Below are 21,508 nucleotides of genomic sequence, written 5' to 3'. Positions count from 1 at the left end.
CCCTACTACTACTAACAACTAGAGAGAGCTGGGAATCCGTTTCGAAGGGGGTCCTGTGCACAACTCGCTGTCGGGAGCCCGGCTGCCCCTCGTCACGACTTGACCCCGACGGGCACCTACTGTCAGTGCCGTGCGTCAGACTGTCCCCCGGTGTCCTTCCCAGCACGGGGACCGACGACACCGAGACAGACGACGAAGCCAGGCAGGCCGAGAAGCGCCGGCAACAGCAGGAGGCGGCAACAGTGAAGATCCGGGTGGAACGCGACGTACTCGCGGAGGCAGTTGCCTGGGCGGCGCGCAGCCTCCCGGCCCGTCCGCCGGCCCCTGTCCTCGCCGGGCTGCTGCTGAAGGCCGAGGAAGGCCAGCTGAGCCTGTCGAGCTTCGACTACGAGGTCTCCGCGCGGGTCTCGGTCGAGGCCGAGGTCGAGGAGGAGGGCACGGTCCTGGTGTCCGGCCGCCTGCTCGCCGACATCTGCCGCGCGCTGCCCAACCGCCCGGTGGAGATCTCCATGGACGGTGTGCGGGCGACGGTGGTGTGCGGCTCCTCCCGCTTCACGCTTCACACACTGCCTGTGGAGGAGTACCCGGCGCTGCCGCAGATGCCCACCGCGACCGGCACGGTGCCCGGTGAGGTCTTCGCGTCCGCCGCCGCCCAGGTGGCCATCGCGGCCGGCCGTGACGACACGCTGCCCGTCCTCACCGGTGTGCGCATCGAGATCGAGGGCGACAGGGTGACGCTGGCGTCCACCGACCGGTACCGCTTCGCGGTCCGTGAGTTCCTGTGGAAGCCGGAGGACCCGGAGGCGTCCGCGGTGGCCCTGGTGCCCGCCAAGACGCTCCTGGACACCGCCAAGGCCCTCACGAGCGGCGACAGCGTGATCCTGGCCCTGTCCGGCTCGGGTGCGGGCGAGGGCCTCATCGGTTTCGAGGGCGCGGGCCGCCGTACGACGACGCGCCTCCTTGAGGGCGACCTCCCGAAGTACCGCTCGCTGTTCCCGACGGAGTTCAACTCCATCGCCGTGATCGAGACGGCTCCCTTCGTGGAGGCCGTCAAGCGTGTGGCCCTGGTGGCCGAGCGGAACACCCCGGTGCGGCTCAGCTTCGAGCAGGGGGTGCTCATCCTGGAGGCGGGTTCCAGCGACGACGCACAGGCTGTGGAAAGGGTTGACGCCCAGCTGGAGGGCGACGACGTCTCGATCGCCTTCAACCCGACGTTCCTGCTGGACGGCCTGAGCGCCATCGACTCCCCGGTCGCCCAGCTCTCCTTCACGACGTCCACGAAGCCCGCGCTGCTCAGCGGCAAGCCGGCCGTGGACGCCGAGGCGGACGAGGCGTACAAGTACCTGATCATGCCGGTGCGCCTCAGCGGCTGAAGTCTTCAGGCAGCTGACCGTCTTCCACAGGCAGGCCGCAGGTGTGGGCATACGTCTGAGCGCGTATGCCCACAGATGTGCGTGAGCGTCCGGGTTTAGGCTCGGACGTGGGTACGAGCAACAGGAGTGCCCTCATGCCACGTCGCAACCTAAGGAACAACTGATGCAGCTCGGTCTCGTCGGCCTCGGCAAGATGGGCGGCAACATGCGCGAGCGGATCCGCCGCGCAGGCCACACCGTCGTCGGATACGACCGCAACCCGGACGTCGCCGATGTCCACAGCCTCAAGGAGCTTGTGGACGGGCTCAGCGCCCCTCGCGTGGTGTGGGTGATGGTCCCGGCCGGCGCCCCGACCCAGTCCACCGTCGACGAGCTGGCCGAGCTCCTTGAGCCCGGTGACGTCGTCGTGGACGGCGGCAACTCCCGCTGGACGGACGACGAGAGGCACGCCGAGGAGCTGGCGGCCAAGGGCATCGGCTTCGTCGACTGCGGTGTCTCCGGGGGCGTCTGGGGCCTGGAGAACGGCTATGCGCTTATGTACGGCGGCGACGCCGAGCACATCGCCAAGGTCGAGCCGGTCTTCGACGCCCTCAAGCCCAAGGGCGACTTCGGGGCGGTCCACGCGGGCAAGGTGGGCGCCGGGCACTTCTCGAAGATGGTCCACAACGGCATCGAGTACGCCATGATGCAGGCCTACGCCGAGGGCTGGGAGCTGCTGGAGAAGGTCGACTCCGTCACGGACGTGCGGGAGGTCTTCCGGTCCTGGCAGGAGGGCACCGTGATCCGGTCCTGGCTGCTCGACCTGGCGGTCAACGCCCTCGACGAGGACGAGCACCTGGAGAGGCTGCGCGGGTTCGCCGCGGACTCCGGGGAGGGCCGCTGGACGGTGGAGGCCGCGATCGACCACGCCGTTCCGCTGCCCGCGATCACCGCGTCGTTGTTCGCGCGGTTCGCGTCCCGGCAGGACGACTCCCCGCAGATGAAGATGATCGCGGCGCTGCGCAACCAGTTCGGCGGCCACGCGGTCGAGGCGAAGTAATCCACAGGGCCGTTCAGCGGTCCACAAGTTCGGGGGAGGTCGGCGAACGACCATGCACGTGACGCATCTTTCGCTGGCCGACTTCCGCTCGTACGCCCGGGTCGAGGTCCCGCTCGATCCGGGCGTCACCGCGTTCGTCGGTCCCAATGGGCAGGGCAAGACCAACCTCGTCGAGGCGGTCGGCTATCTCGCCACGCTGGGCAGCCACCGGGTCTCTTCGGACGCCCCCTTGGTGCGCATGGGCGCCGACCGCGCGGTCATCCGGGCGCAGGTCAAGCAGGGCGAACGGCAGCAGCTGGTCGAGCTGGAGCTGAACCCGGGCCGCGCGAACCGCGCCCGCATCAACAGGTCGTCGCAGGTCAGACCCCGTGACGTCCTGGGGATCGTACGGACTGTGCTGTTCGCGCCGGAGGATCTCGCGCTGGTGAAGGGCGACCCGGGTGAGCGGCGGCGGTTCCTCGACGAGCTGATCACCGCGCGCTCCCCGCGTATGGCGGGTGTGCGCTCCGACTACGACCGCGTCCTCAAGCAGCGCAACACCCTGCTGAAGTCGGCGGCGCTGGCCCGGCGGCACGGCGGTCGCACGATGGATCTGTCGACGCTCGACGTGTGGGACCAGCATCTCGCGCGCGTGGGGGCCGAGTTGCTGGCCCAGCGGCTCGACCTGATCGCCGCGCTCCAGCCGCTGGCCGACAAGGCGTACGAGCAGCTGGCGCCCGGCGGCGGTCCGATCGCCCTGGAGTACAAGCCGTCGGCGCCGGGTGAGGCCCACGCGCGCGAGGAGCTGTACGAGCAGTTGATGGGGGCGCTGGCGGAGGTCCGCAAGCAGGAGATCGAGCGGGGCGTCACTCTCGTGGGGCCGCATCGGGACGATGTGCATCTCAAGCTCGGCTCGCTGCCCGCCAAGGGGTACGCGTCCCATGGTGAGTCGTGGTCGTACGCGCTGGCGCTGCGGCTGGCCTCGTACGACCTGCTGCGGGCCGAGGGGAACGAGCCGGTGCTCGTTCTCGACGACGTGTTCGCGGAGTTGGACACCCGGCGCCGGGAGCGGCTGGCGGAGCTGGTGGCGCCCGGCGAGCAGGTGCTGGTGACGGCCGCGGTCGACGACGACGTACCGCATGTGCTGGCGGGGACGCGGTTCGCGGTGGCGGACGGGGCGGTGGAGCGCGCATGAGCGCCCAGGAGCCGCTGTCCGGGGGAAGCCCCGAGGAAGCCCCCAAGGCGTCCCCTGAGCCCTCCGGGGTGGATCTGGCGCGGGTGGCGCTGCGGGCGGCGAAAGAGGCGGCACGCGCGCGTGGGGACGCGGCCCAGCAGAAGAAGCAGTCGCGGCGCGGGGGCGGCCTGCGCTCCGGCTCGGGGCGGGACAGGCGTGACCCCATGGCGCTCGGTGCGGCGATCAACCGCCTCGTCACGGAGCGGGGGTGGGAGGCGCCGGCCGCGGTGGGCGGGGTGATGGGGCGCTGGCCGGAGATCGTCGGTGCGGACCTGGCGAAGCACTGCGAACCGGAGTCGTACGACGAGGACGAGCGGGTGCTGGTCGTGCGCTGCGACTCGACGGCGTGGGCGACGAATCTGCGGCTGCTCGCTCCGCAGCTGGTCGCACGTCTGAACGAGGACCTCGGGCACGGCCGGGTGCGGTTCCTCAAGGTGCTCGGACCCAATGGTCCGGCCCGTCGTTTCGGCCCGTTGCGGGCGCCCGGGAGCACGGGTCCGGGCGACACCTACGGGTGAGCCCCGCCCACTTCCTGTGGGTGAGGTGTGTCACATGTCGGGCGGGTCAGGGGCGTGCGGACGGTGGTGCGCGCTTTTGCGAATCGCTACCTGACTCCCCGGTAGCCAAGGGTTGACACCCGGAAGCGCTGAGTGCCTCTCCAAGCCTCTTGGAGCCCCGCTCCGCATATGGGGACTCGGGAGAGACCGGTTGAGGGCGGCACATGCGGACTCAGGTACCGGCAAACCCCCATCACTGTCGGCGCTACCGGTAGACTGGAAGCTAATCCCGCCCCATTGGAGGGGATCACCGGGAAATGGTGTCCAACCGTTGACCAAGGCTTACCAACGCAACATGCCGCAGCCGCTCCGGCCACCCCGCCGGGAGTTCGGCTTGTGCTGTGCCAGAAAGGGCGCTTCGTGGCCGATTCCGGCAACCCCAACGAGAACATCCCGTCCACCGAGGCCCCGACGGCCGGAACCGCCGAGGCCTCGCCGACGGCGTACGACGCCAACGCCATCACCGTCCTCGAGGGTCTGGACGCGGTCCGCAAGCGACCCGGCATGTACATCGGTTCGACCGGTGAGCGCGGTCTGCACCACCTGGTGCAGGAGGTCGTCGACAACTCCGTCGACGAGGCGCTGGCAGGTCACGCGGACACCATCGACGTGACGATCCTCGCCGACGGCGGAGTGCGCGTCATCGACAACGGCCGTGGCATCCCGGTGGGCATCGTCCCGTCCGAGGGCAAACCGGCCGTCGAGGTCGTGCTGACCGTGCTGCACGCGGGCGGCAAGTTCGGCGGCGGCGGCTACGCGGTCTCCGGCGGTCTGCACGGCGTCGGTGTCTCCGTCGTGAACGCCCTGTCCAGCAGGGTCGCCGTCGAGGTCAAGACCGACGGCTACCGCTGGACGCAGGACTACAAGCTGGGCGTCCCGACGGCTCCGCTGGCCCAGCACGAGGCGACGGAGGAGCACGGCACGTCGGTCACCTTCTGGGCCGACGGCGACATCTTCGAGACCACCGAGTACTCCTTCGAGACGCTGTCGCGGCGCTTCCAGGAGATGGCGTTCCTCAACAAGGGCCTGACGATCAGGCTCACGGACGAGCGCGAGGTGGCGAAGGCCACGACCGGTGCGGACGAGGCGGGTGCCGACGCGAAGGACGAGGTCAGGACCGTCTCGTACCACTACGAGGGCGGCATCGTCGACTTCGTGAAGCATCTCAACTCCCGCAAGGGAGACGTGGTCCACCAGACCATCATCGACCTGGAGGCGGAGGACAAGGACAAGAGCCTGTCCCTCGAGGTCGCGATGCAGTGGAACACGGGTTACAGCGAGGGTGTGTACTCCTTCGCCAACATCATCCACACGCATGAGGGCGGTACGCACGAGGAGGGTTTCCGGGCGGCGCTGACCTCGCTGATCAACAAGTACGCGCGCGACAAGAAGCTGCTGAGGGAGAAGGACGACAACCTCACGGGCGACGACATCCGCGAGGGTCTGACGGCGATCATCTCGGTCAAGCTGGCCGAGCCGCAGTTCGAGGGCCAGACCAAGACCAAGCTGGGCAACACGGAGGCGAAGACCTTCGTCCAGAAGGCGGTCTACGAGCACCTCAACGACTGGCTGGACCGCAACCCCGTCGAGGCCTCGGACATCATCCGCAAGGGCATCCAGGCGGCCACCGCGCGCGTGGCGGCCCGCAAGGCCCGTGACCTCACGCGTCGCAAGGGTCTGCTGGAGACGGCGTCGCTGCCGGGCAAGCTGTCCGACTGCCAGTCGAACGACCCGATCAAGTGCGAGATCTTCATCGTCGAGGGTGACTCCGCCGGTGGCTCGGCCAAGTCCGGCCGGAACCCCGAGTACCAGGCGATCCTCCCGATCCGCGGCAAGATCCTGAACGTGGAGAAGGCGCGGATCGACAAGATCCTGCAGAACCAGGAGATCCAGGCGCTGATCTCGGCCTTCGGTACCGGGGTCCACGAGGACTTCGACATCGCGCGGCTGCGCTATCACAAGATCATCCTGATGGCGGACGCCGACGTCGACGGCCAGCACATCAACACCCTGCTGCTGACCTTCCTGTTCCGCTTCATGCGGCCGCTGGTCGAGGCCGGACACGTGTTCCTGTCGCGTCCGCCGCTGTACAAGATCAAGTGGGGCCGGGACGACTTCGAGTACGCGTACTCGGACCGTGAGCGCGACGCCCTGATCGAGCTGGGCCGGCAGGCCGGCAAGCGGGTCCGTGAGGACTCGATCCAGCGCTTCAAGGGTCTCGGCGAGATGAACGCCGAGGAGCTGCGCATCACGACGATGGACCAGGAGCACCGGGTCCTCGGCCAGGTCACGCTCGACGACGCCGCGCAGGCCGACGACCTGTTCTCGGTCCTGATGGGCGAGGACGTCGAGGCACGCCGCGCGTTCATCCAGCGCAACGCCAAGGACGTCCGCTTCCTCGACATCTGAGTCGGTCTCAGCTGACCGCACCAGAAAGGATCTTCACCAGCAATGACCGACGAGACTCCTCTTCCCCCCAACGGTCCGAACGCTCCCGAAGAGGGCGAGATCGCCCTGCGCGTCGAGCCTGTCGGGCTCGAGACCGAGATGCAGCGCTCGTATCTCGACTACGCGATGTCCGTCATCGTGTCGCGTGCGCTGCCCGACGTACGGGACGGTCTCAAGCCCGTCCACCGCCGCGTCCTGTACGCGATGTACGACGGCGGCTACCGGCCCGAGAAGGGCTTCTACAAGTGCGCCCGTGTCGTCGGTGACGTCATGGGTACCTACCACCCGCACGGCGACTCCTCGATCTACGACGCGCTGGTCCGTCTCGCGCAGCCGTGGTCGATGCGGATGCCGCTGGTGGACTCCAACGGCAACTTCGGCTCTCCCGGCAACGACCCGGCCGCCGCCATGCGGTACACCGAGTGCAAGCTGAAGCCGCTGTCCATGGAGATGGTCCGTGACATCGACGAGGAGACCGTCGACTTCACGGACAACTACGACGGCCGCAACCAGGAGCCGACGGTTCTGCCGGCGCGCTTCCCGAACCTGCTGATCAACGGTTCGGCGGGCATCGCGGTCGGTATGGCGACGAACATCCCGCCGCACAACCTCCGTGAGGTCGCGGCCGGCGCCCAGTGGTACCTGGAGAACCCCGAGGCATCCCACGAGGAGCTGCTCGATGCCCTGATCGAGCGCATCAAGGGCCCCGATTTCCCCAGCGGTGCCCTCGTGGTGGGCCGAAAGGGCATCGAGGAGGCGTACCGCACGGGCCGTGGCTCGATCACGATGCGCGCGGTCGTCGACGTCGAGGAGATCCAGAACCGCCAGTGCCTGGTGGTCACCGAACTCCCGTACCAGGTCAACCCGGACAACCTCGCGCAGAAGATCGCCGACCTGGTGAAGGACGGCAAGATCGGCGGCATCGCGGACGTCCGCGACGAGACGTCGTCCCGTACGGGCCAGCGCCTGGTGATCGTCCTGAAGCGGGACGCGGTCGCCAAGGTCGTCCTGAACAACCTGTACAAGCACACCGACCTGCAGACGAACTTCGGCGCGAACATGCTGGCGCTGGTGGACGGCGTACCGCGGACCCTGTCCCTGGACGCGTTCATCCGGCACTGGGTGACGCACCAGATCGAGGTCATCGTCCGGCGTACGCGCTTCAGGCTGCGCAAGGCCGAGGAGCGCGCGCACATCCTGCGTGGCCTTCTGAAGGCCCTGGACGCCATCGACGAGGTCATCGCGCTGATCCGGCGCAGTGACACCGTGGAGATCGCGCGTGAGGGCCTGATGGGCCTTCTGGAGATCGACGAGATCCAGGCCAACGCGATCCTGGAGATGCAGCTGCGCCGACTGGCGGCTCTGGAGCGCCAGAAGATCGTCGCCGAGCACGACGAACTGCAGGCGAAGATCCGTGAGTACAACGCGATTCTGGCCTCGCCGGTGCGTCAGCGCGGCATCATCAGCGAGGAACTCGCCGCGATCGTCGAGAAGTTCGGCGACGACCGGCGCTCCAAGCTGGTTCCGTTCGACGGTGACATGTCCATCGAGGACCTGATCGCCGAAGAGGACATCGTCGTCACGATCTCGCGCGGTGGCTATGTCAAGCGCACCAAGACCGAGGACTATCGCTCGCAGAAGCGCGGCGGCAAGGGCGTACGCGGCACGAAGCTCAAGGAAGACGACATCGTCGACCACTTCTTCGTGTCGACGACCCACCATTGGCTGCTGTTCTTCACCAACAAGGGCCGCGTCTACCGCGCGAAGGCGTACGAGCTGCCGGACGCCGGACGTGACGCGCGTGGACAGCACGTCGCCAACCTGCTGGCCTTCCAGCCGGACGAGGCGATCGCGGAGATCCTGGCGATCCGCGACTACGAGGCGGCGCCCTACCTGGTCCTGGCCACCAAGGGCGGTCTGGTCAAGAAGACGCCTCTGAAGGATTACGATTCGCCGCGTTCCGGTGGTGTCATCGCGATCAACCTCCGTGAGACGGAGGACGGTTCCGACGACGAACTGATCGGAGCCGAACTCGTTTCGTCCGAGGACGATCTGCTGCTGATCAGCAGGAAGGCACAGTCGATCAGGTTCACGGCGACGGACGACGCACTGCGTCCGATGGGCCGTGCCACCTCGGGTGTCAAGGGCATGAGCTTCCGTGAGGGAGACCAGCTGCTCTCGATGAATGTTGTTCGACCCGGTACGTTCGTGTTCACTGCCACAGACGGCGGGTACGCGAAGCGGACCAACGTCGACGAGTACCGCGTCCAGGGTCGCGGCGGCCTCGGTATCAAGGCCGCCAAGATCGTCGAGGACCGCGGTTCTCTCGTCGGTGCGCTGGTGGTCGAGGAGACCGACGAGATCCTCGCCATCACGCTGTCGGGCGGTGTGATTCGTACGCGAGTCAATGAGATCAGGGAGACGGGCCGTGACACCATGGGCGTCCAACTGATCAACCTGGGCAAGCGCGATGCCGTAGTCGGCATCGCACGAAACGCCGAGGCGGGACGTGAGGCCGAGGAGGTCGACGGCGAGGACGCCGTCGACGAGTCGGCCGAGGGTGCCGCGACCACCGGCACGGACGAGGGCGATCAGTCCTCGTCGGAGTAGCGCGAGGAGTGAGTCATCGTGAGCGGAGCCACGGGCGCCGGTTCGTCCGGCAGTTCGTCCGGTCCCTCGACCGGTACGGACAAAGACGGCGGCGGTCGTGGCTCCGCCGCACGTGCGACCGATGCGCAGGGTGCGAGGGACGCACAGAGTGCGACAGATCCGCACACGACCAACCTGCAGGCCATCAAGCCGCACAAGACCGGTTCGCGCTCGCCCGACACACATGGATCCAAGGGATCCCAGGGGGGAACTGTGACGGACGCCAGAGGTCCGCAGACCCAGCAGTACGGGGCCGGCGCGGGCCCGGCGGCTCAGGGCGCCCCCGGTGCCCTGCCGGTGGCGGAGCCGGCCGCGCAGCGCGCCACGGCGCCGCCGCAGCAGGCTTCGCCGTTGCCCGGTGAGCGGCAGCCGCAGCAGGCCGCGGGGCCCTACCACCCGCCGCAGGCCTACCCGCCGGCCGCTCCGGCGGTCCCTCCGGTCCAGGTTCAGCCTCCGGGGGCGAATCCGGCAGGAGCCGTACGGCGTCCGCGCACGGGCGCGCGCACCCTGCCCCGTACGCGCAAGGCACGGCTGCGCGTGTCCAAGGCCGACCCGTGGTCGGTGATGAAGGTCAGCTTCCTGCTGTCGATCGCGCTGGGCATCTGCACGATCGTGGCGGCGGTGGTCCTGTGGATGGTCATGGACGCGATGGGCGTCTTCTCGACGGTCGGCGGCACGATCTCGGAGGCCACGGGCTCGAACGAGTCGAACGGCTTCGACCTCCAGTCCTTCCTGTCGCTGCAGAACGTCGTGCTGTTCACGTCGGTCATCGCGGTCATCGACGTCGTCCTCGCGACGGCGCTGGCGACCCTCGGCGCGTTCATCTACAACCTCTCCGCGGGCTTCGTCGGCGGCATCGAGCTGACGCTCGCGGAGGACGAGTGAGCATGTGAAGTCCGGGTGACGTGCGGGTCTCGCGCCGGTGAGGAGCGGCCCCAAACGTCGCCCGACTATCGATTTTGGGACTGGCCACGTCGTGCGCTAATCTTCAGAGGTCAGCGCGCGGGACATACACCGCAGAGCGCGGCGGGGCTATAGCTCAGTTGGTTAGAGCGCATCCCTGATAAGGATGAGGCCACAGGTTCAAATCCTGTTAGCCCCACAGTGAAAAGACCCCCAGCCAGTGATGGTTGGGGGTCTTTCGTTTGTTCTGGTGGTTCTGTCCTGGTGCTTCTCCGTGTGGCTTTGTACGCAAGTTCGCCGCTACATGGGGAGGGGGATCACAACAGGGGGATCACTGGATCGCAGAGGGATCGTCCGGCTCGGCGTCCGGTTCCGCTTCCGTGTCGGAGGGCGCGTGGTGGCGGCAGCTCGGGGAGGAGCCGTGGGCCTCGGCTCCGATGCGCTGTTTCATCGTGGGGGGCAGGGAGCGGGCGTAGGACCAGTCCCAGGCGGCTGTCGTGCAGTTGCGCGCCGGACGGCTGTCGGCTACCGCCGCGGGGGCGGTCGTCGTGATCAGGCCGAGCGTCGTGCACAGCGCCAGGAAGGCGGTGACGACGGCGGTCCACAGCTTCATGACCTTGTTCTGGGCCATGGCCCCTCACTTTCGGGTCGGGCGATTTGCGTACTTTCCTCATGATGTGTATGGCGGGCGGGAAGTGGCGGACCTACGGCCGTGGCGCGTCGATCTTCTGATGAACACCACCCGGATGGGCGTAAGGGGGCAATGGCCGCAAATAGTCACCGTGCGTAGAGGTGTGATCACCTTCCGATCGGAGCGGTGTCGTCCACTTCTACTGCGGTGTGCCGGGCGGGAGTTGGCGGTCGGCGCAGGTCACTGATCGGTCTCGGCCGGAGGGTATAGTCGGGCGCCAGAAGGTCCCCTACGTCAAGGAAAGACGAGGTCGCACGGTGAAGAAGCTTCTCCTGGTCGCACTGGCCGCCATCGGCGGGCTCCTCGTGTACCGCCAGATCCAGGCGGATCGCGCCGAGCAGGATCTGTGGACGGAGGCGACCGACTCCGTGCCCACGGGTTCCTGAGTATCGACAGCAGTCTGTGAGCAGACCCCGGCCGCCGACGCGGTCGGGGTTTTGTGTTGCTGGGGCAAATCACGACGCATAAAGGGCAGTCGTTTCGGGCGGTCGTGCGAATCGTGCGGTGCCGGGGTGGTCGGCGGGGCAGGATGAGCGACGGTCCGGGCAGAAACGGTGCCCGGACGGAGCTGGGCCGGTGGGCGGTTCGGGCGGCGAGCGGGACGAGGGGTGGCGCGTGATGGGGCGGCGCACGGTGCGGGGCGCGGTCGTGGCGGCGGTGCTGTGCGCGCTGGCGGGATTCGGTGCGGGCCCCGGGGCCGGCCCGGAGGCGGTCGCCGCGCCGGACGCGTACGCCTACGACTTCGCCGAGGACGCCCAGGTCGTCGAAGGGGCCGCGAGCACCACGGACGCCGTGCGGCTGGAGCCCGGCGGGACCTACCGGAGCACCCTCCCCGTCAACGGCAGGCTCTACTACCGCCTCGCACTCGACGCCACGTCGAACGCGTACGTCTCCGCCACCGCCGTCCCCCGGCAGGGCACGACGGTGTCCTCCTCCGACGGCGTCAAGGTGTCCGTGCAGGACGCCGACGCCCGTTCCTGCTCGTACGACAGCACCCGCTTCGGGGCCTCCCGCAGCCCGCATCCGGTCGCCGCCTGGGCCTCGCGCACGACCGACGGCGAGACGACAGCCTGTCAGGACGCCGGTACGTACTACGTGGTCGTCGACCGTATCGACTCCGCGGGCTCGTCCTCGGACGACTGGGACCTGGAGCTGACCTACGTGTCGGAGCCGGGCCTCGTCAACGAGGCGGCGACGGTCGCGCCCGAGTCCCCCGGGTCCGGGGACTCCGCCTCACCCGCTCCTCTTACCGGAGACGCCGTCCCGCGCGCGGGCGGTGCCGGATTCGCCACGGCCACCCCGGTGGGGCAGGGCGTCTGGCAGGACGACATCACGCCCGGTCGGACGCTGTTCTACCGGGTCCCGGTCGACTGGGGGCAGCAGCTGCACGCCGTCGCCGAACTGGGCAGTTCCAGCGGCGGAGAAGGGTTCCTCGGCAACGTACTGGTCATGTCGCTCTACAACCCCGCGCGCGGGTACGTCGACGACGAGGGCCTCGGCTACAACGGCAGCCAGACCTCCGCCGCCCTCGATCCGCTGCCACCGGTCGAGTACGCCAACCGCTTCGGCGTCGGCGACCGGATGCAGGGCATGCGGTTCGCCGGCTCGTACTACCTCGTCGTCCATCTCGCCGAGCAGATGACGGAACGATTCGGCGCGGGACCGTACGGGCTGACGCTGCGGGTGCAGGTGACCGGTACGGCGCAGGACGCGCCCGCGTATCTGGGGCAGTCCGTGCCCCGGGACACCTTCGCGGTCACGGAGGAGGAGCGGGAGGCGGCCGGCGGGTGGACGTCCGGTGGGGTGGCGGGCGGCACCAGAGCCGATGAGAGCGACGCGGGAAGCGGCGGCGGCGATGACGCCGTGATGCGGGTGGTCGCGGTGAGCGGCATCGGGGCGGGGAGCCTGCTGATGCTGGGTCTCGGGCTGTGGACGGTGGTCGCCCGGCGGCGCTCCGCGCGCGCGTAGTCGGTGGCCCGAGGAATCGGCGGCCCGCGCGCGTAGTCGCGTGGTTCAGATGCGGAACAGGGCCCAGAAACCGACCGCGTAGCAGGTCAGGGCCAGGAACAGCACCGGTATCGCCACCTTCCCGGGCGGCCCGGGACGACGCTGGCGACGTCGGCCGCGGCGCTGGGGAACAGCCTGCGCGGACGCGGGAACTTGCGGGACCTGAGCGACGTACGAAGAGGTGGGGGCGTACGCGTCCTGGTGGCGCAGCGTCGGAGTGGGGGTCGCCGTCGCGGTCGGAGCCTGGGTCTGCGTGGTGGTTCCGTGCGGGTGCGGATGGGGGGAGGGCGCGTGCGTGGTTTCGAAGGGGGCGGATACGTGATTGGCGGCCGTGGGGGGAGTGGCGGGGGCGGTCAGCTGGGGCGGGGGCAGGTGGAAGCTGCCCGTGTCCGACATGGCGGACGGCTGGGGCGGGGCCGCTGACGGCGGTTGCGGGGGCATCGGAGCTACGGCCTGGGCGGCGTTCGGGTCCGTGGGCGAGGGCCGGGAAGGCGCCGTCGACGGTGGGTGCGTGGGGCGCGGGGGTGTGACGTCCGGGTGGGGCGGGATGCCGTTCCGCTGAGCGGGGTGGGGCTGCTCCGGGCTCGGCGGCTGGGGCGGCCGTCCGGAGTCGGCGCCCGGCCGGCTCGGGGCGGCACCGGAGGACTGCCAGGGCTGCTCGGAGCCGGTGGGTGCGGGGGCCTCGACCGGCCGGGAGGGAATGGCGCCCGCGCCCGGTCCGGAGGGTGGGGAGACGGGTCCTGGCACGGGATCCGGCATCGGGCCGGGCAGCGGACTCCGCGTCGGCCCGAGGCCCGGTCCCGTGTGCGTGCCGCCCGTCGCCGGGCCGGTGCGTGTGCCGTCCGGGTTCGGTTCGCGGTACGGGTCGTACGAGCGGGCCGCTCCCGGGCCGGTGTGCGTGCTGTTCGAGTCCGGGCCGCCGTACTCGCCGTGTCCGGTGCCTGTGGCCGGACCGCCCGTTGCCCCGCCGGTGCGGGCGCCGTTCGTGGTCACCCCGGGGGACGGTTTGAGGGGGCCGGTCGGGGCGAAGCCCCTTGGGAGGGGGCCGAGTTGGTCGAAGATCTCGATCAGCTCGTCGTCGGGGCCGGGCTCGGGCAGGAGTTCGGCGGCCTGGCCGAGGGCCTTGCGGGCGCCTGTGGCGGTGCGGAACCGCGCCTGGGGGTCCGGCTGCAGCAGCGTGGCCACGACCTGCCAGAGCGGCTCCGGTATGCCCTGGGGGGCGCTGGGCGTGCCGTGGTCCGCGAAGTACTCGATGAGGGCCTTGGAGTCCGGCTTGGCGCCCTCCAGGAGATAGAGCGCGACCAGGCCCACGGCGAACAGGTCGGAGGGGAAGTCCGGGTCCGCGCCCAGCATTTGCTCGGGAGCGAAGTAACCCGGCGTGCCCACCACATAGTCGGTCTCCGTCAGACGCGGCTCGCCCAGCCGCATCGCGATGCCGAAGTCGGACAGCCGCAGCCGCGGGCGGCCCGTACCGGTCGCTTCGAGCAGCACGTTGGCGGGCTTGATGTCCCGGTGGACGACGCCCTCCGCGTGCACGGCGGCCAGGCCCGAGAGGAGCTGGTCGAGGAGGGTGCAGACGACCCCGGGCGGCAGGGGGCCGTAGTCCGCGATCAGATGGACGAGCGAGCCGCCTGCGACCAGGTCCATGGTGAACAGGACCTTGTCGTCGTCCGCGGCCCAGCTGGCCGGGGCGAGCACATGCGGGTGGTCGATCCGCAGTGCCTGTTCGCGGACGAAGCGCAGCAGCGAGTGGGCGTCGCTCTGCTGGAGGACCTTGGCGGCCACGTACCGGCGGCGGCGGTGGTCCCAGGCACGCCAGACGGCGCCGACTCCCCCGCGCCCGATCGGGTCGGCCAGTTCGTACCGGCCGGCGAAGACCTCACCCATGGCTCTGCGTCGATCCCCCTTCGGATCCCCGCTCGGTCGGCTCCGGACCGGCGGTTGGTACGGCTCCTCCTACCCCGCTCCGGAGCCCGCTGTCACCCCGCTCGCCCAGAACCTGTCTCCGCACCTGTTTTCCCGCCCGTCTCCCCGACTCTCCCTGCCCATCTCCTCTGCGCGTCTGTCCCGTTGCTGCTCCTGAGCCGGAGCCCGGCCGCCGAACCCCCGGTCGGCGGCCGGGCCGGCGGCTCAGTTCTGGTGGGACTGGTAGTGCGTCACGGCGTCCGACGTGCGGCCCGCGCCGTACACCCGGAGGAACTCTGCCAGTTCCGGGTGGGTCGGGGCGAGAGTGTCCGCCGCCTCGATGATGTCGCCGGCGGCGGCCACCGAGCGCAGCAGCGACTGGATCTCGCGGACCACACGCTTGACCGTGGGCGCCCCCGAACTCGTCGTCGACTGCGTGGTGTTGCTGAGCACCGAGCCCCCCTGCGACTTCTTGATCTCGTCCATCCGCTCGGTCGCCTCGGCCGCACTTACGCTGCCGTCCGCGACCTGACCGGCCAGATCCTGCAGCAACTGCACCCGCTGCACCACTGCCGGATTGCCGATCTTGGCCCGCTGGCCGCTCATCAGCTGTGACAGCATCGGCGCGGACAGCCCCAGTACCCCCGCGAGACGAGCCTGGTTGAGACCAAGATCGTCGATGAGCTTACGGAAGAGCGCCCCCAGCGGCTCTCCGTACCAGTTCCGCTGAAGCTCCCGCGCTCTTGCGGTGGCTTCCTGCTGTGCGGCATCCATTGCGTCTCCCCATCGCTTCCCCAAATACCGCGGTTCGCTGTAGCGAACCACGACGAGCATCTTACGGAGAGTGGTCGTCCACGGGGACCCCCAATCCTTTTGCGGGATACCGGGGATGACCCGGTACTCTTGTCGACGGCACCCACCAGGACTTGGTTGTTCTGGGCGGACGCCTTTCCCTCGGGGCCTTAGCTCAGTTGGTAGAGCGCTGTCTTTGCATGGCAGATGTCAGGGGTTCGACTCCCCTAGGCTCCACAGCCGAAATGCCCTCTGAACTGCGGAAACGCAGTCCAGAGGGCACTTTTGCAGCTGTCGGCCCGATGGGCCGTGCGCGTCGCGTCAGAGATCGAACTCGTGCGGCGGCAGGTCCAGGGCGAAGCAGGCCTCCCGTACGACCGCCTGCTCGGTCTTGTCGAAGTCGCCGTCCGCGCCGCCGATGACGATGCCGATCTGGATCACCGCACGGGCCTCGGCCGGCTTCTTCTTGGCCTTGGCGATCTCCTGGAGCACGGTCACCTTGCCGAAGGCGAAGTCGGCCGTCAGCTTGCCGATGTTCTCGTCGAAGCGGCGGCGCAGATCGTCGGCGGGGAAGTTCTGCAGGACGTCGTTCGTGGCGATGAGCTGGGCCACGCGCTGCCGTTCCGCCGGGTCGATCGTGCCGTCGGCCGCGGCGACCAGGGCACACATCGCCATACTCGCGTCCCGGAACGCGCCGCTCTTCAAGTCGTTCTTCTTCGCCTCCAGTTGGGTCTGCATCGTCGATGCGGACTCCTTGATGCGGTCCCACAGGGCCATGAGAACTCCTCGTTGCTTCTTCGTCTGTTCCTACGCCTGTTTCTACGTTCATGTAGAAGCTATCAGCCGCCCTTTTCCCTGCCCTGGGTAGCGCCTCCCGCACCCCGATGGTGGGGCCAGCTACACCCCCGGTTCGGGAGCACACGTCATCGTTTCCAAGAGCGCGCGACGGCATCGTTGAACCCAGTTGATCCCCGTGATCCACAGAGGTCCACAGTCGCCCCGCCGGAAGGAAACCGCCGTGAAGCCGCAGCTCTCGTCGAAGCCCAGCACGACCGGCGCCGCTGCTGCTCCCGGACCACTCGCCTCCTTCGCCCGGTTCGTTCTGTGCGGCGGTGGCGTCGGCCTCCTCTCCAGCGGCGCCGTCGCGCTGCTCGCGGTGGCGATGCCCTGGGTGCTGGCCAACGCGCTGATCACGGTCGCCTCGACCATCCTGTGCACCGAACTCCACGCCCGCTTCACCTTCGGGGGCGGCAAGCGCGCCGGATGGCGCCAGCACTGGCAGTCGGCGGGCTCGGCCACCGCCGCCTACGCCGTCACCTGCGTCGCGATGTTCGTCCTGCACCTGGTCCAGCCGTCGCCCGGCATGCTGACCGAGCAGATCGTCTACCTCAGCGCCTCCGGCCTCGCCGGCATAGGACGCTTCCTGGTCCTCCGGCTGTACGTCTTCGCCGCCGGCCGGAGCAAGAGCACGGTCTCGGTGGTCCCGGTGACCCTGGCGACGCCGGTGGCTCCGGAGGTCCAGGTGCCCTCGACCGTCCGCCGCACCATCCTCCGAGCCCCGGTCACGAGGGGCATCGGCGGACTGAGGACGAGCCCGCAGCTGGCCGTCTCCTGACGGCGCGGACGACGATGTTTCACGTGAAACGGAGCAGAGCGGTGTTTCACGTGAAACACCGCCGTGGGGTGGGAGACCCTCAGGTCTCCCACCCCACGGCGACACCACACACGAACCGAACCGTCAGCGGCGGTCCTCGTCGCCCTCCGTGGCCTCCGACTCGGCCTCCTTCGCCTCGACCTCGGGGTCAAGATGCGAGGGAGCGGTGCCGTCCACCGACGTCAGGTGCCCCGTCTCCGGGACCTCGGTCGCGGCGGGCGGCTCGACCAGCCAGTCGGGATTGGCCTGCTTGTCCCACCACTTCCACGCGGCGAAGGCGCCGCCCGCCAGGATGCCCAGCACGACCAGCCCCTTGGCGAGCCGGCCCGCCCGGGCCCGACGCTCATGCTGGCGGGCCAGCTTCCGGATCTCCTGCGGAGTGACCTGACCACGCAGCGCGGCCAGCGCCGCGGCACCGCGTGCGGCGGCCTCCTCTCGTACGGGCCCGGCCGCCGCGACCGCCCGCTCCACGCGCGGCGTGGTGTAGTCGGCGGCCTGCCGGGCCGCCTTGGCGGTACGGGCAGCGGCTTCGTGAGCGGCATGGTCGACCTTCGGCGGCACATGCGTACGGGCCTGTTCCAGTCGCGGAGCGAGATGCGCGCCGTACTGGACACGGGCCTGCTCCGTGGCCTGGGACACCCTGGGAGCAAGCCGTACGCGTGTCTCGTGGGCGTACTGGGTGGCCCTGTCCTTGGCCGTGTCGGCGTAGGGCGCCACCACGTCCGCGGCGTGCAGGACGCTGTCCTTCGCCGAGCTGGTTGCGGCGCGCACGCTTTCGATGCGGGTCACGGGATCCTCCTCGTCGGTGGCGTACGGTTATCGACTCTCCACCCTTTTACGGATCATGCCTGGCAATACGCCGCGAGGCATGCGAGGGCGGGCATCCGGGTCATGGACGGCCGATCGCACGGGACTGACGGCACCGGACCGGTCGCATGTGGCAGCGGATGACGATCACATGCAATAGCGATGAATACCGGGCAACAGGAGCTTGTCGTCGACAATGCCACGGATCGCCGTGCCGCGCCCCCGTCCCGTGCCTACTCGACCGGTTTTCTGCGCAGCGCCGGAAGCGCAAGCGAAAACGCCGGATTTTCGCTCGGAGGAGGGTGCCGGGCGACGCACGGCGTGGACCGTGCAAGGATCGGGGAGTCACAAGAAGACAACGGAAGGCAGATCGTGGCTGAGCAGCTTTACGCCACCCTGAAGACCAATCACGGCGACATCGAAGTCCGGCTCCTGCCGAACCACGCGCCCAAGACGGTCCAGAACTTCGTCGAGCTCGCCACCGGCGGGCGTGAGTGGACCAACCCGGAGACTGGTGAGAAGTCCACGGCCAAGCTCTACGACGGCACGGTCTTCCACCGGGTGATCAGCGGATTCATGATCCAGGGCGGTGACCCCCTCGGTAACGGCACCGGCGGTCCCGGCTACCAGTTCGAGGACGAGTTCCACCCGGACCTCCGCTTCGACAAGCCGTACCTCCTGGCCATGGCCAACGCCGGCCCGGGCACCAACGGCTCGCAGTTCTTCATCACCGTCTCCCCGACGGCGTGGCTGACCCGCAAGCACACCATTTTCGGTGAGGTCACCGACGCGGCCAGCCAGAAGATCGTGGACGCCATCGCGACCGCGGCGACCAACCCGCGCACCGACCGCCCGGTCAACGACGTCGTCATCGAGTCGGTCGTCGTCGAGACCCGCTAGGGCTCACCCCAGGGAACCCCTCCCGCCAGCTCTTTTCCGGAGGGGGCCAGCAGGGAACCAAACGCCCCGCTCATCCGTAAGGATGGGCGGGGCGGTGCATTGCGTACGACGACGAACCGTACGACGAGGAACCGCACGACGACGGACTGACGGACTTAGGGGATCCCATGGACCAGGCGCCAGGCAGCCCGCAGGGCCCGCAGGACGCCCAGAGCCTGCCCACCTGCTACCGCCACCCGGACCGCGAGACAGGCATCCGCTGCACCCGCTGCGAACGCCCGATCTGCCCCGAGTGCATGGTCAGCGCCTCCGTCGGCTTCCAGTGCCCGGAATGCGTGCGCAACGGCTCCGGCACGGGACACGCGCCCGGCGCCTCCAGGCCGCGCAACATCGCCGGCGGCACCATCGCAGCTGATCCCCGCCTCCTGACCAAGATCCTCATCGGGATCAACCTCGCGGTCTTCCTCGTCGGCCAGATCCGCCCGTCGTTCCTGGACCACCTGGTCCTCGTCGGCAAGTGGCCGCCGGCGCCGTACGTCGCCACGGAGGGCGTCGCCGAGGGGCAGTGGTATCTGCTGTTCACCTCGATGTTCGCGCACCAGGCCATCTGGCACATCGGCTTCAACATGCTGAGCCTGTGGTGGCTCGGCGGCCCGTTGGAAGCTGCCCTCGGCCGGGTCCGTTACCTGGTGCTCTACATCGTCTCGGGTCTCGCGGGCAGTGCCCTCACTTATCTGCTGGCCTCCCCGAGCAGCGGCTCGCTCGGGGCTTCCGGTGCCATCTTCGGCCTCTTCGGCGCGACCGCTGTCCTGATGCGCCGCCTCAACCAGGACATGCGGCCAATCATCGCTCTCCTGGTGATCAACCTCGTCTTCACCTTCGGAGCGAGCAACATCGCCTGGCAGGCCCACATCGGCGGCCTCGTCGCCGGTGTCGTCATCGGCTACGCCATGGTCCACGCCCCGCGCGAGCGCAGATCCCTGGTCCAGTACGGCGTCTGCGCGGTTGTCCTGGTCGCGGTGGTCGTCATGACCCTGATCCGCACGGGCCAGCTCATCTAGCGCATCCGCTAGCGCGCCCGACCTGCCGTCCAGCCGCCCCGACCGGTCACTCCTGTCACTGAGTGCCTGTTGTCCACAGTCCGTGGCGCTGCCTGTGCACAGTGTGCGGGAACAGCTGTGCCCCCTGTCACCGACCGGAGTTTTCCCAGGTCAGGCAGGGGGCGAACAAGCTTGCGGTTACCGGTGTGTCAGTCGTACCGGCGTCAACACTCGATGAGTTATCCACAGATCGTCGTCTTTTCCCCAGGCGGGGTGTGGAAATTCAACCCTGGCTGTGGATAACTCAGCGAAAAGCCCTGGGCAGAGCCCTGAGGGCCCGCCCTGAAGGCCCTACTTCCACTGCGTGGAGACACCGAAGCCCGCGGCGATGAAGCCGAAGCCCACCACGATGTTCCAGTTGTCCAGTGAGTCGATCGGCAGCGTGCCGTCGGTCACATAGAAGAGGACGATCCAGGCCAGGCCGATGAGGAACATCGCCAGCATGACCGGTGCGACCCAGCCGCGGCTGTTCAGTTTGATGGCCGTCGCCTGCTTGGCGGGCGGCGGCGTGTAGTCGGCCTTCTTGCGGATACGTGACTTCGGCACGAGGGTCTCTCCTGTCGATGCGCTGCGTGGCCGCGCAGGGAACTGGGTCGGGCTCCGGGGCAGCGTACAAGGGGACACTTAGTGCTCCCCCGGGCGTCCGTTAGCGTAGTGCTTCCGCGGCGCCGAAGGAGATAAGGGTACGTTGAGCAATTCTGCCGACTCCCCCGGGACGGATTCCAGTCCTGCCGGTAACCGCCGTTTCCGCCCGGTCCGGGTGCTCACCGTGGGGGTCTTCGCCCTCGCGGGGCTGATTTTCTTCACGAGCTTCGATACAGCCAAGGGTACGAACATCCGCACGGACGCCTCGCTGCTGAGGCTCTCGGACCTCATCCAGGAGCGCAGCCACAAGAACGGCCGGCTCGACGAGTCCAACGCGGCCCTGCGCGATGACGTCGAGGCGCTCGCCGAGCGCGACGACGGCAGCACCGAGGCCGAGGACGCCAAGCTGGCGGCGCTGGAGAAGGCCGCGGGCACCCAGAAGCTCAAGGGCGAGGCCCTCACGGTCACCCTCAACGACGCCCCGCCGAACGCCACCGCGAAGCTCCCCGGCTACCCCGAGCCGCAGCCCGACTACCTGGTCATCCACCAGCAGGACCTCCAGGCCGTAGTGAACGCCCTCTGGCAGGGCGGGGCCAAGGGCATCAAGGTCATGGACCAGCGGCTCATCTCCACCAGCGCCGTCCGCTGCGTGGGCAACACGCTGATCCTCCAGGGACGCGTCTACTCACCCCCGTACAAGATCACGGCGGTAGGCGACCCCGAGAAGCTGCGGAACGCGCTCACGGCGTCCAAGGCGATCCAGAACTACATGGTGTATGTCAACGTCTACGGGCTCGGCTGGCAGGTCGACGAGGACGGGACGGTGACTCTGCCCGGCTACTCGGGCACAGTGGATCTGCAGTACGCGAAACCTGTGAAGTAGCT

General features: G+C 68.8%; 19 protein-coding genes and 2 tRNA genes. 15 read left to right on the top strand and 6 right to left on the bottom strand.

Going from position 1 to position 21,508, the window contains the following annotated elements; genetic code table 11:
• Positions 1-242: 242 nt before the first annotated feature.
• The 8 genes from dnaN (at position 243) to LUX31_RS22720 (ending at position 10,381) form a co-directional block, all read left to right on the top strand.
• Positions 243-1,373 carry a DNA polymerase III subunit beta gene (gene dnaN, locus LUX31_RS22755; protein WP_105970234.1) on the top strand — a complete coding sequence of 377 codons (1,131 nt, stop codon included), beginning with the start codon at positions 243-245 and terminating at the stop codon, positions 1,371-1,373.
• Positions 1,374-1,536: 163 nt separating this feature from the next.
• Positions 1,537-2,412, top strand: coding sequence for a phosphogluconate dehydrogenase (NAD(+)-dependent, decarboxylating) (gene gnd, locus LUX31_RS22750; RefSeq protein ID WP_235476822.1), 876 nt, complete (start codon positions 1,537-1,539; stop codon positions 2,410-2,412).
• 52 nt (positions 2,413-2,464) lie between these two features.
• On the top strand, positions 2,465-3,586 hold the full coding sequence (gene recF, locus LUX31_RS22745; RefSeq protein WP_235476821.1) for a DNA replication/repair protein RecF: 1,122 nt from the start codon (positions 2,465-2,467) through the stop codon (positions 3,584-3,586).
• Positions 3,583-4,143, top strand: a complete 561-nt coding sequence (locus tag LUX31_RS22740) for a DUF721 domain-containing protein (protein ID WP_235476820.1) — start codon at positions 3,583-3,585, stop codon at positions 4,141-4,143. The genes recF and LUX31_RS22740 overlap by 4 nt, the downstream gene beginning before the upstream one ends.
• A gap of 375 nt (positions 4,144-4,518) precedes the next feature.
• Entirely contained in the window at positions 4,519-6,591 is a 2,073-nt protein-coding gene (gene gyrB, locus LUX31_RS22735) for a DNA topoisomerase (ATP-hydrolyzing) subunit B (RefSeq protein ID WP_328285686.1), read from the top strand.
• A gap of 42 nt (positions 6,592-6,633) precedes the next feature.
• Positions 6,634-9,240 (top strand): DNA gyrase subunit A, encoded by a 2,607-nt coding sequence (gyrA, locus tag LUX31_RS22730; RefSeq protein WP_235476819.1) that lies wholly within the window; start codon positions 6,634-6,636, stop codon positions 9,238-9,240.
• 18 nt (positions 9,241-9,258) lie between these two features.
• The gene (locus LUX31_RS22725; RefSeq protein WP_235476818.1) at positions 9,259-10,164 is read left to right on the top strand and encodes a DUF3566 domain-containing protein; all 906 of its coding nucleotides are present in this window, start codon (positions 9,259-9,261) and stop codon (positions 10,162-10,164) included.
• A gap of 143 nt (positions 10,165-10,307) precedes the next feature.
• Positions 10,308-10,381, top strand: a tRNA-Ile gene (locus tag LUX31_RS22720).
• 132 nt (positions 10,382-10,513) lie between these two features.
• On the opposite strand, the gene LUX31_RS22715 is transcribed toward LUX31_RS22720, so the two are convergent.
• Complete coding sequence (locus tag LUX31_RS22715) at positions 10,514-10,813, bottom strand: DUF6344 domain-containing protein (protein WP_235476817.1); 300 nt, start codon at positions 10,811-10,813, stop codon at positions 10,514-10,516.
• Between the two features lie 317 nt (positions 10,814-11,130).
• Between LUX31_RS22715 and LUX31_RS22710 the strand changes: the two genes are divergently transcribed.
• On the top strand, positions 11,131-11,259 hold the full coding sequence (locus LUX31_RS22710) for a DLW-39 family protein (RefSeq protein WP_003999697.1): 129 nt from the start codon (positions 11,131-11,133) through the stop codon (positions 11,257-11,259).
• Positions 11,260-11,449: 190 nt separating this feature from the next.
• The gene (locus tag LUX31_RS22705; protein ID WP_235476816.1) at positions 11,450-12,841 is read left to right on the top strand and encodes a hypothetical protein; all 1,392 of its coding nucleotides are present in this window, start codon (positions 11,450-11,452) and stop codon (positions 12,839-12,841) included.
• A gap of 45 nt (positions 12,842-12,886) precedes the next feature.
• On the opposite strand, the gene LUX31_RS22700 is transcribed toward LUX31_RS22705, so the two are convergent.
• Positions 12,887-14,767 (bottom strand): serine/threonine-protein kinase, encoded by a 1,881-nt coding sequence (locus tag LUX31_RS22700; protein WP_235476815.1) that lies wholly within the window; start codon positions 14,765-14,767, stop codon positions 12,887-12,889.
• 243 nt (positions 14,768-15,010) lie between these two features.
• Positions 15,011-15,559 carry a helix-turn-helix domain-containing protein gene (locus tag LUX31_RS22695; protein WP_235476814.1) on the bottom strand — a complete coding sequence of 183 codons (549 nt, stop codon included), beginning with the start codon at positions 15,557-15,559 and terminating at the stop codon, positions 15,011-15,013.
• 182 nt (positions 15,560-15,741) lie between these two features.
• Between LUX31_RS22695 and LUX31_RS22690 the strand changes: the two genes are divergently transcribed.
• Positions 15,742-15,814 (top strand) — tRNA-Ala (locus tag LUX31_RS22690).
• An 84-nt stretch (positions 15,815-15,898) separates the two neighbouring features.
• Here LUX31_RS22690 and LUX31_RS22685 read toward each other — a convergent pair.
• Positions 15,899-16,354 (bottom strand): tellurite resistance TerB family protein, encoded by a 456-nt coding sequence (locus LUX31_RS22685; protein ID WP_235476813.1) that lies wholly within the window; start codon positions 16,352-16,354, stop codon positions 15,899-15,901.
• Between the two features lie 241 nt (positions 16,355-16,595).
• On the opposite strand from LUX31_RS22685, the gene LUX31_RS22680 reads away from it, so the two are divergent.
• Complete coding sequence (locus LUX31_RS22680; protein WP_235476812.1) at positions 16,596-17,192, top strand: GtrA family protein; 597 nt, start codon at positions 16,596-16,598, stop codon at positions 17,190-17,192.
• A gap of 123 nt (positions 17,193-17,315) precedes the next feature.
• Here LUX31_RS22680 and LUX31_RS22675 read toward each other — a convergent pair whose 3' ends face one another.
• The gene (locus LUX31_RS22675; RefSeq protein ID WP_235476811.1) at positions 17,316-18,020 is read right to left on the bottom strand and encodes a DUF5324 family protein; all 705 of its coding nucleotides are present in this window, start codon (positions 18,018-18,020) and stop codon (positions 17,316-17,318) included.
• 390 nt (positions 18,021-18,410) lie between these two features.
• Between LUX31_RS22675 and LUX31_RS22670 the strand changes: the two genes are divergently transcribed.
• Positions 18,411-18,938 carry a peptidylprolyl isomerase gene (locus tag LUX31_RS22670; protein ID WP_235476810.1) on the top strand — a complete coding sequence of 176 codons (528 nt, stop codon included), beginning with the start codon at positions 18,411-18,413 and terminating at the stop codon, positions 18,936-18,938.
• A gap of 167 nt (positions 18,939-19,105) precedes the next feature.
• Positions 19,106-19,999 carry a rhomboid family intramembrane serine protease gene (locus tag LUX31_RS22665; protein WP_235476809.1) on the top strand — a complete coding sequence of 298 codons (894 nt, stop codon included), beginning with the start codon at positions 19,106-19,108 and terminating at the stop codon, positions 19,997-19,999.
• Between the two features lie 330 nt (positions 20,000-20,329).
• On the opposite strand, the gene crgA is transcribed toward LUX31_RS22665, so the two are convergent.
• Positions 20,330-20,584, bottom strand: a complete 255-nt coding sequence (gene crgA, locus LUX31_RS22660) for a cell division protein CrgA (protein WP_006383246.1) — start codon at positions 20,582-20,584, stop codon at positions 20,330-20,332.
• A gap of 142 nt (positions 20,585-20,726) precedes the next feature.
• Between crgA and LUX31_RS22655 the strand changes: the two genes are divergently transcribed.
• Entirely contained in the window at positions 20,727-21,506 is a 780-nt protein-coding gene (locus tag LUX31_RS22655) for a DUF881 domain-containing protein (protein WP_235476808.1), read from the top strand.
• Positions 21,507-21,508: the final 2 nt, after the last annotated feature.

This window comes from Streptomyces sp. GQFP (assembly GCF_021545335.1).
In the GTDB taxonomy this organism is placed as follows: domain Bacteria; phylum Actinomycetota; class Actinomycetes; order Streptomycetales; family Streptomycetaceae; genus Streptomyces.
Note: the sequence above shows the minus strand (reverse complement) of the source record. Positions and strands in the feature narration are given on the sequence as shown.

Excerpts from the sequence above, each read along its gene's own strand:
- gnd (WP_235476822.1), top strand. The coding sequence starts at position 1,537 with ATGCAGCTCGGTCTCGTCGGCCTCGGCAAGATGGGCGGCAACATGCGC.
- recF (WP_235476821.1), top strand. The coding sequence starts at position 2,465 with ATGCACGTGACGCATCTTTCGCTGGCCGACTTCCGCTCGTACGCCCGG.
- LUX31_RS22740 (WP_235476820.1), top strand. The coding sequence starts at position 3,583 with ATGAGCGCCCAGGAGCCGCTGTCCGGGGGAAGCCCCGAGGAAGCCCCC.
- gyrA (WP_235476819.1), top strand. The coding sequence starts at position 6,634 with ATGACCGACGAGACTCCTCTTCCCCCCAACGGTCCGAACGCTCCCGAA.
- LUX31_RS22715 (WP_235476817.1), bottom strand. The coding sequence starts at position 10,813 with ATGGCCCAGAACAAGGTCATGAAGCTGTGGACCGCCGTCGTCACCGCC.
- LUX31_RS22700 (WP_235476815.1), bottom strand. The coding sequence starts at position 14,767 with ATGGGTGAGGTCTTCGCCGGCCGGTACGAACTGGCCGACCCGATCGGG.
- LUX31_RS22695 (WP_235476814.1), bottom strand. The coding sequence starts at position 15,559 with ATGGATGCCGCACAGCAGGAAGCCACCGCAAGAGCGCGGGAGCTTCAG.
- LUX31_RS22685 (WP_235476813.1), bottom strand. The coding sequence starts at position 16,354 with ATGGCCCTGTGGGACCGCATCAAGGAGTCCGCATCGACGATGCAGACC.
- LUX31_RS22665 (WP_235476809.1), top strand. The coding sequence starts at position 19,106 with ATGGACCAGGCGCCAGGCAGCCCGCAGGGCCCGCAGGACGCCCAGAGC.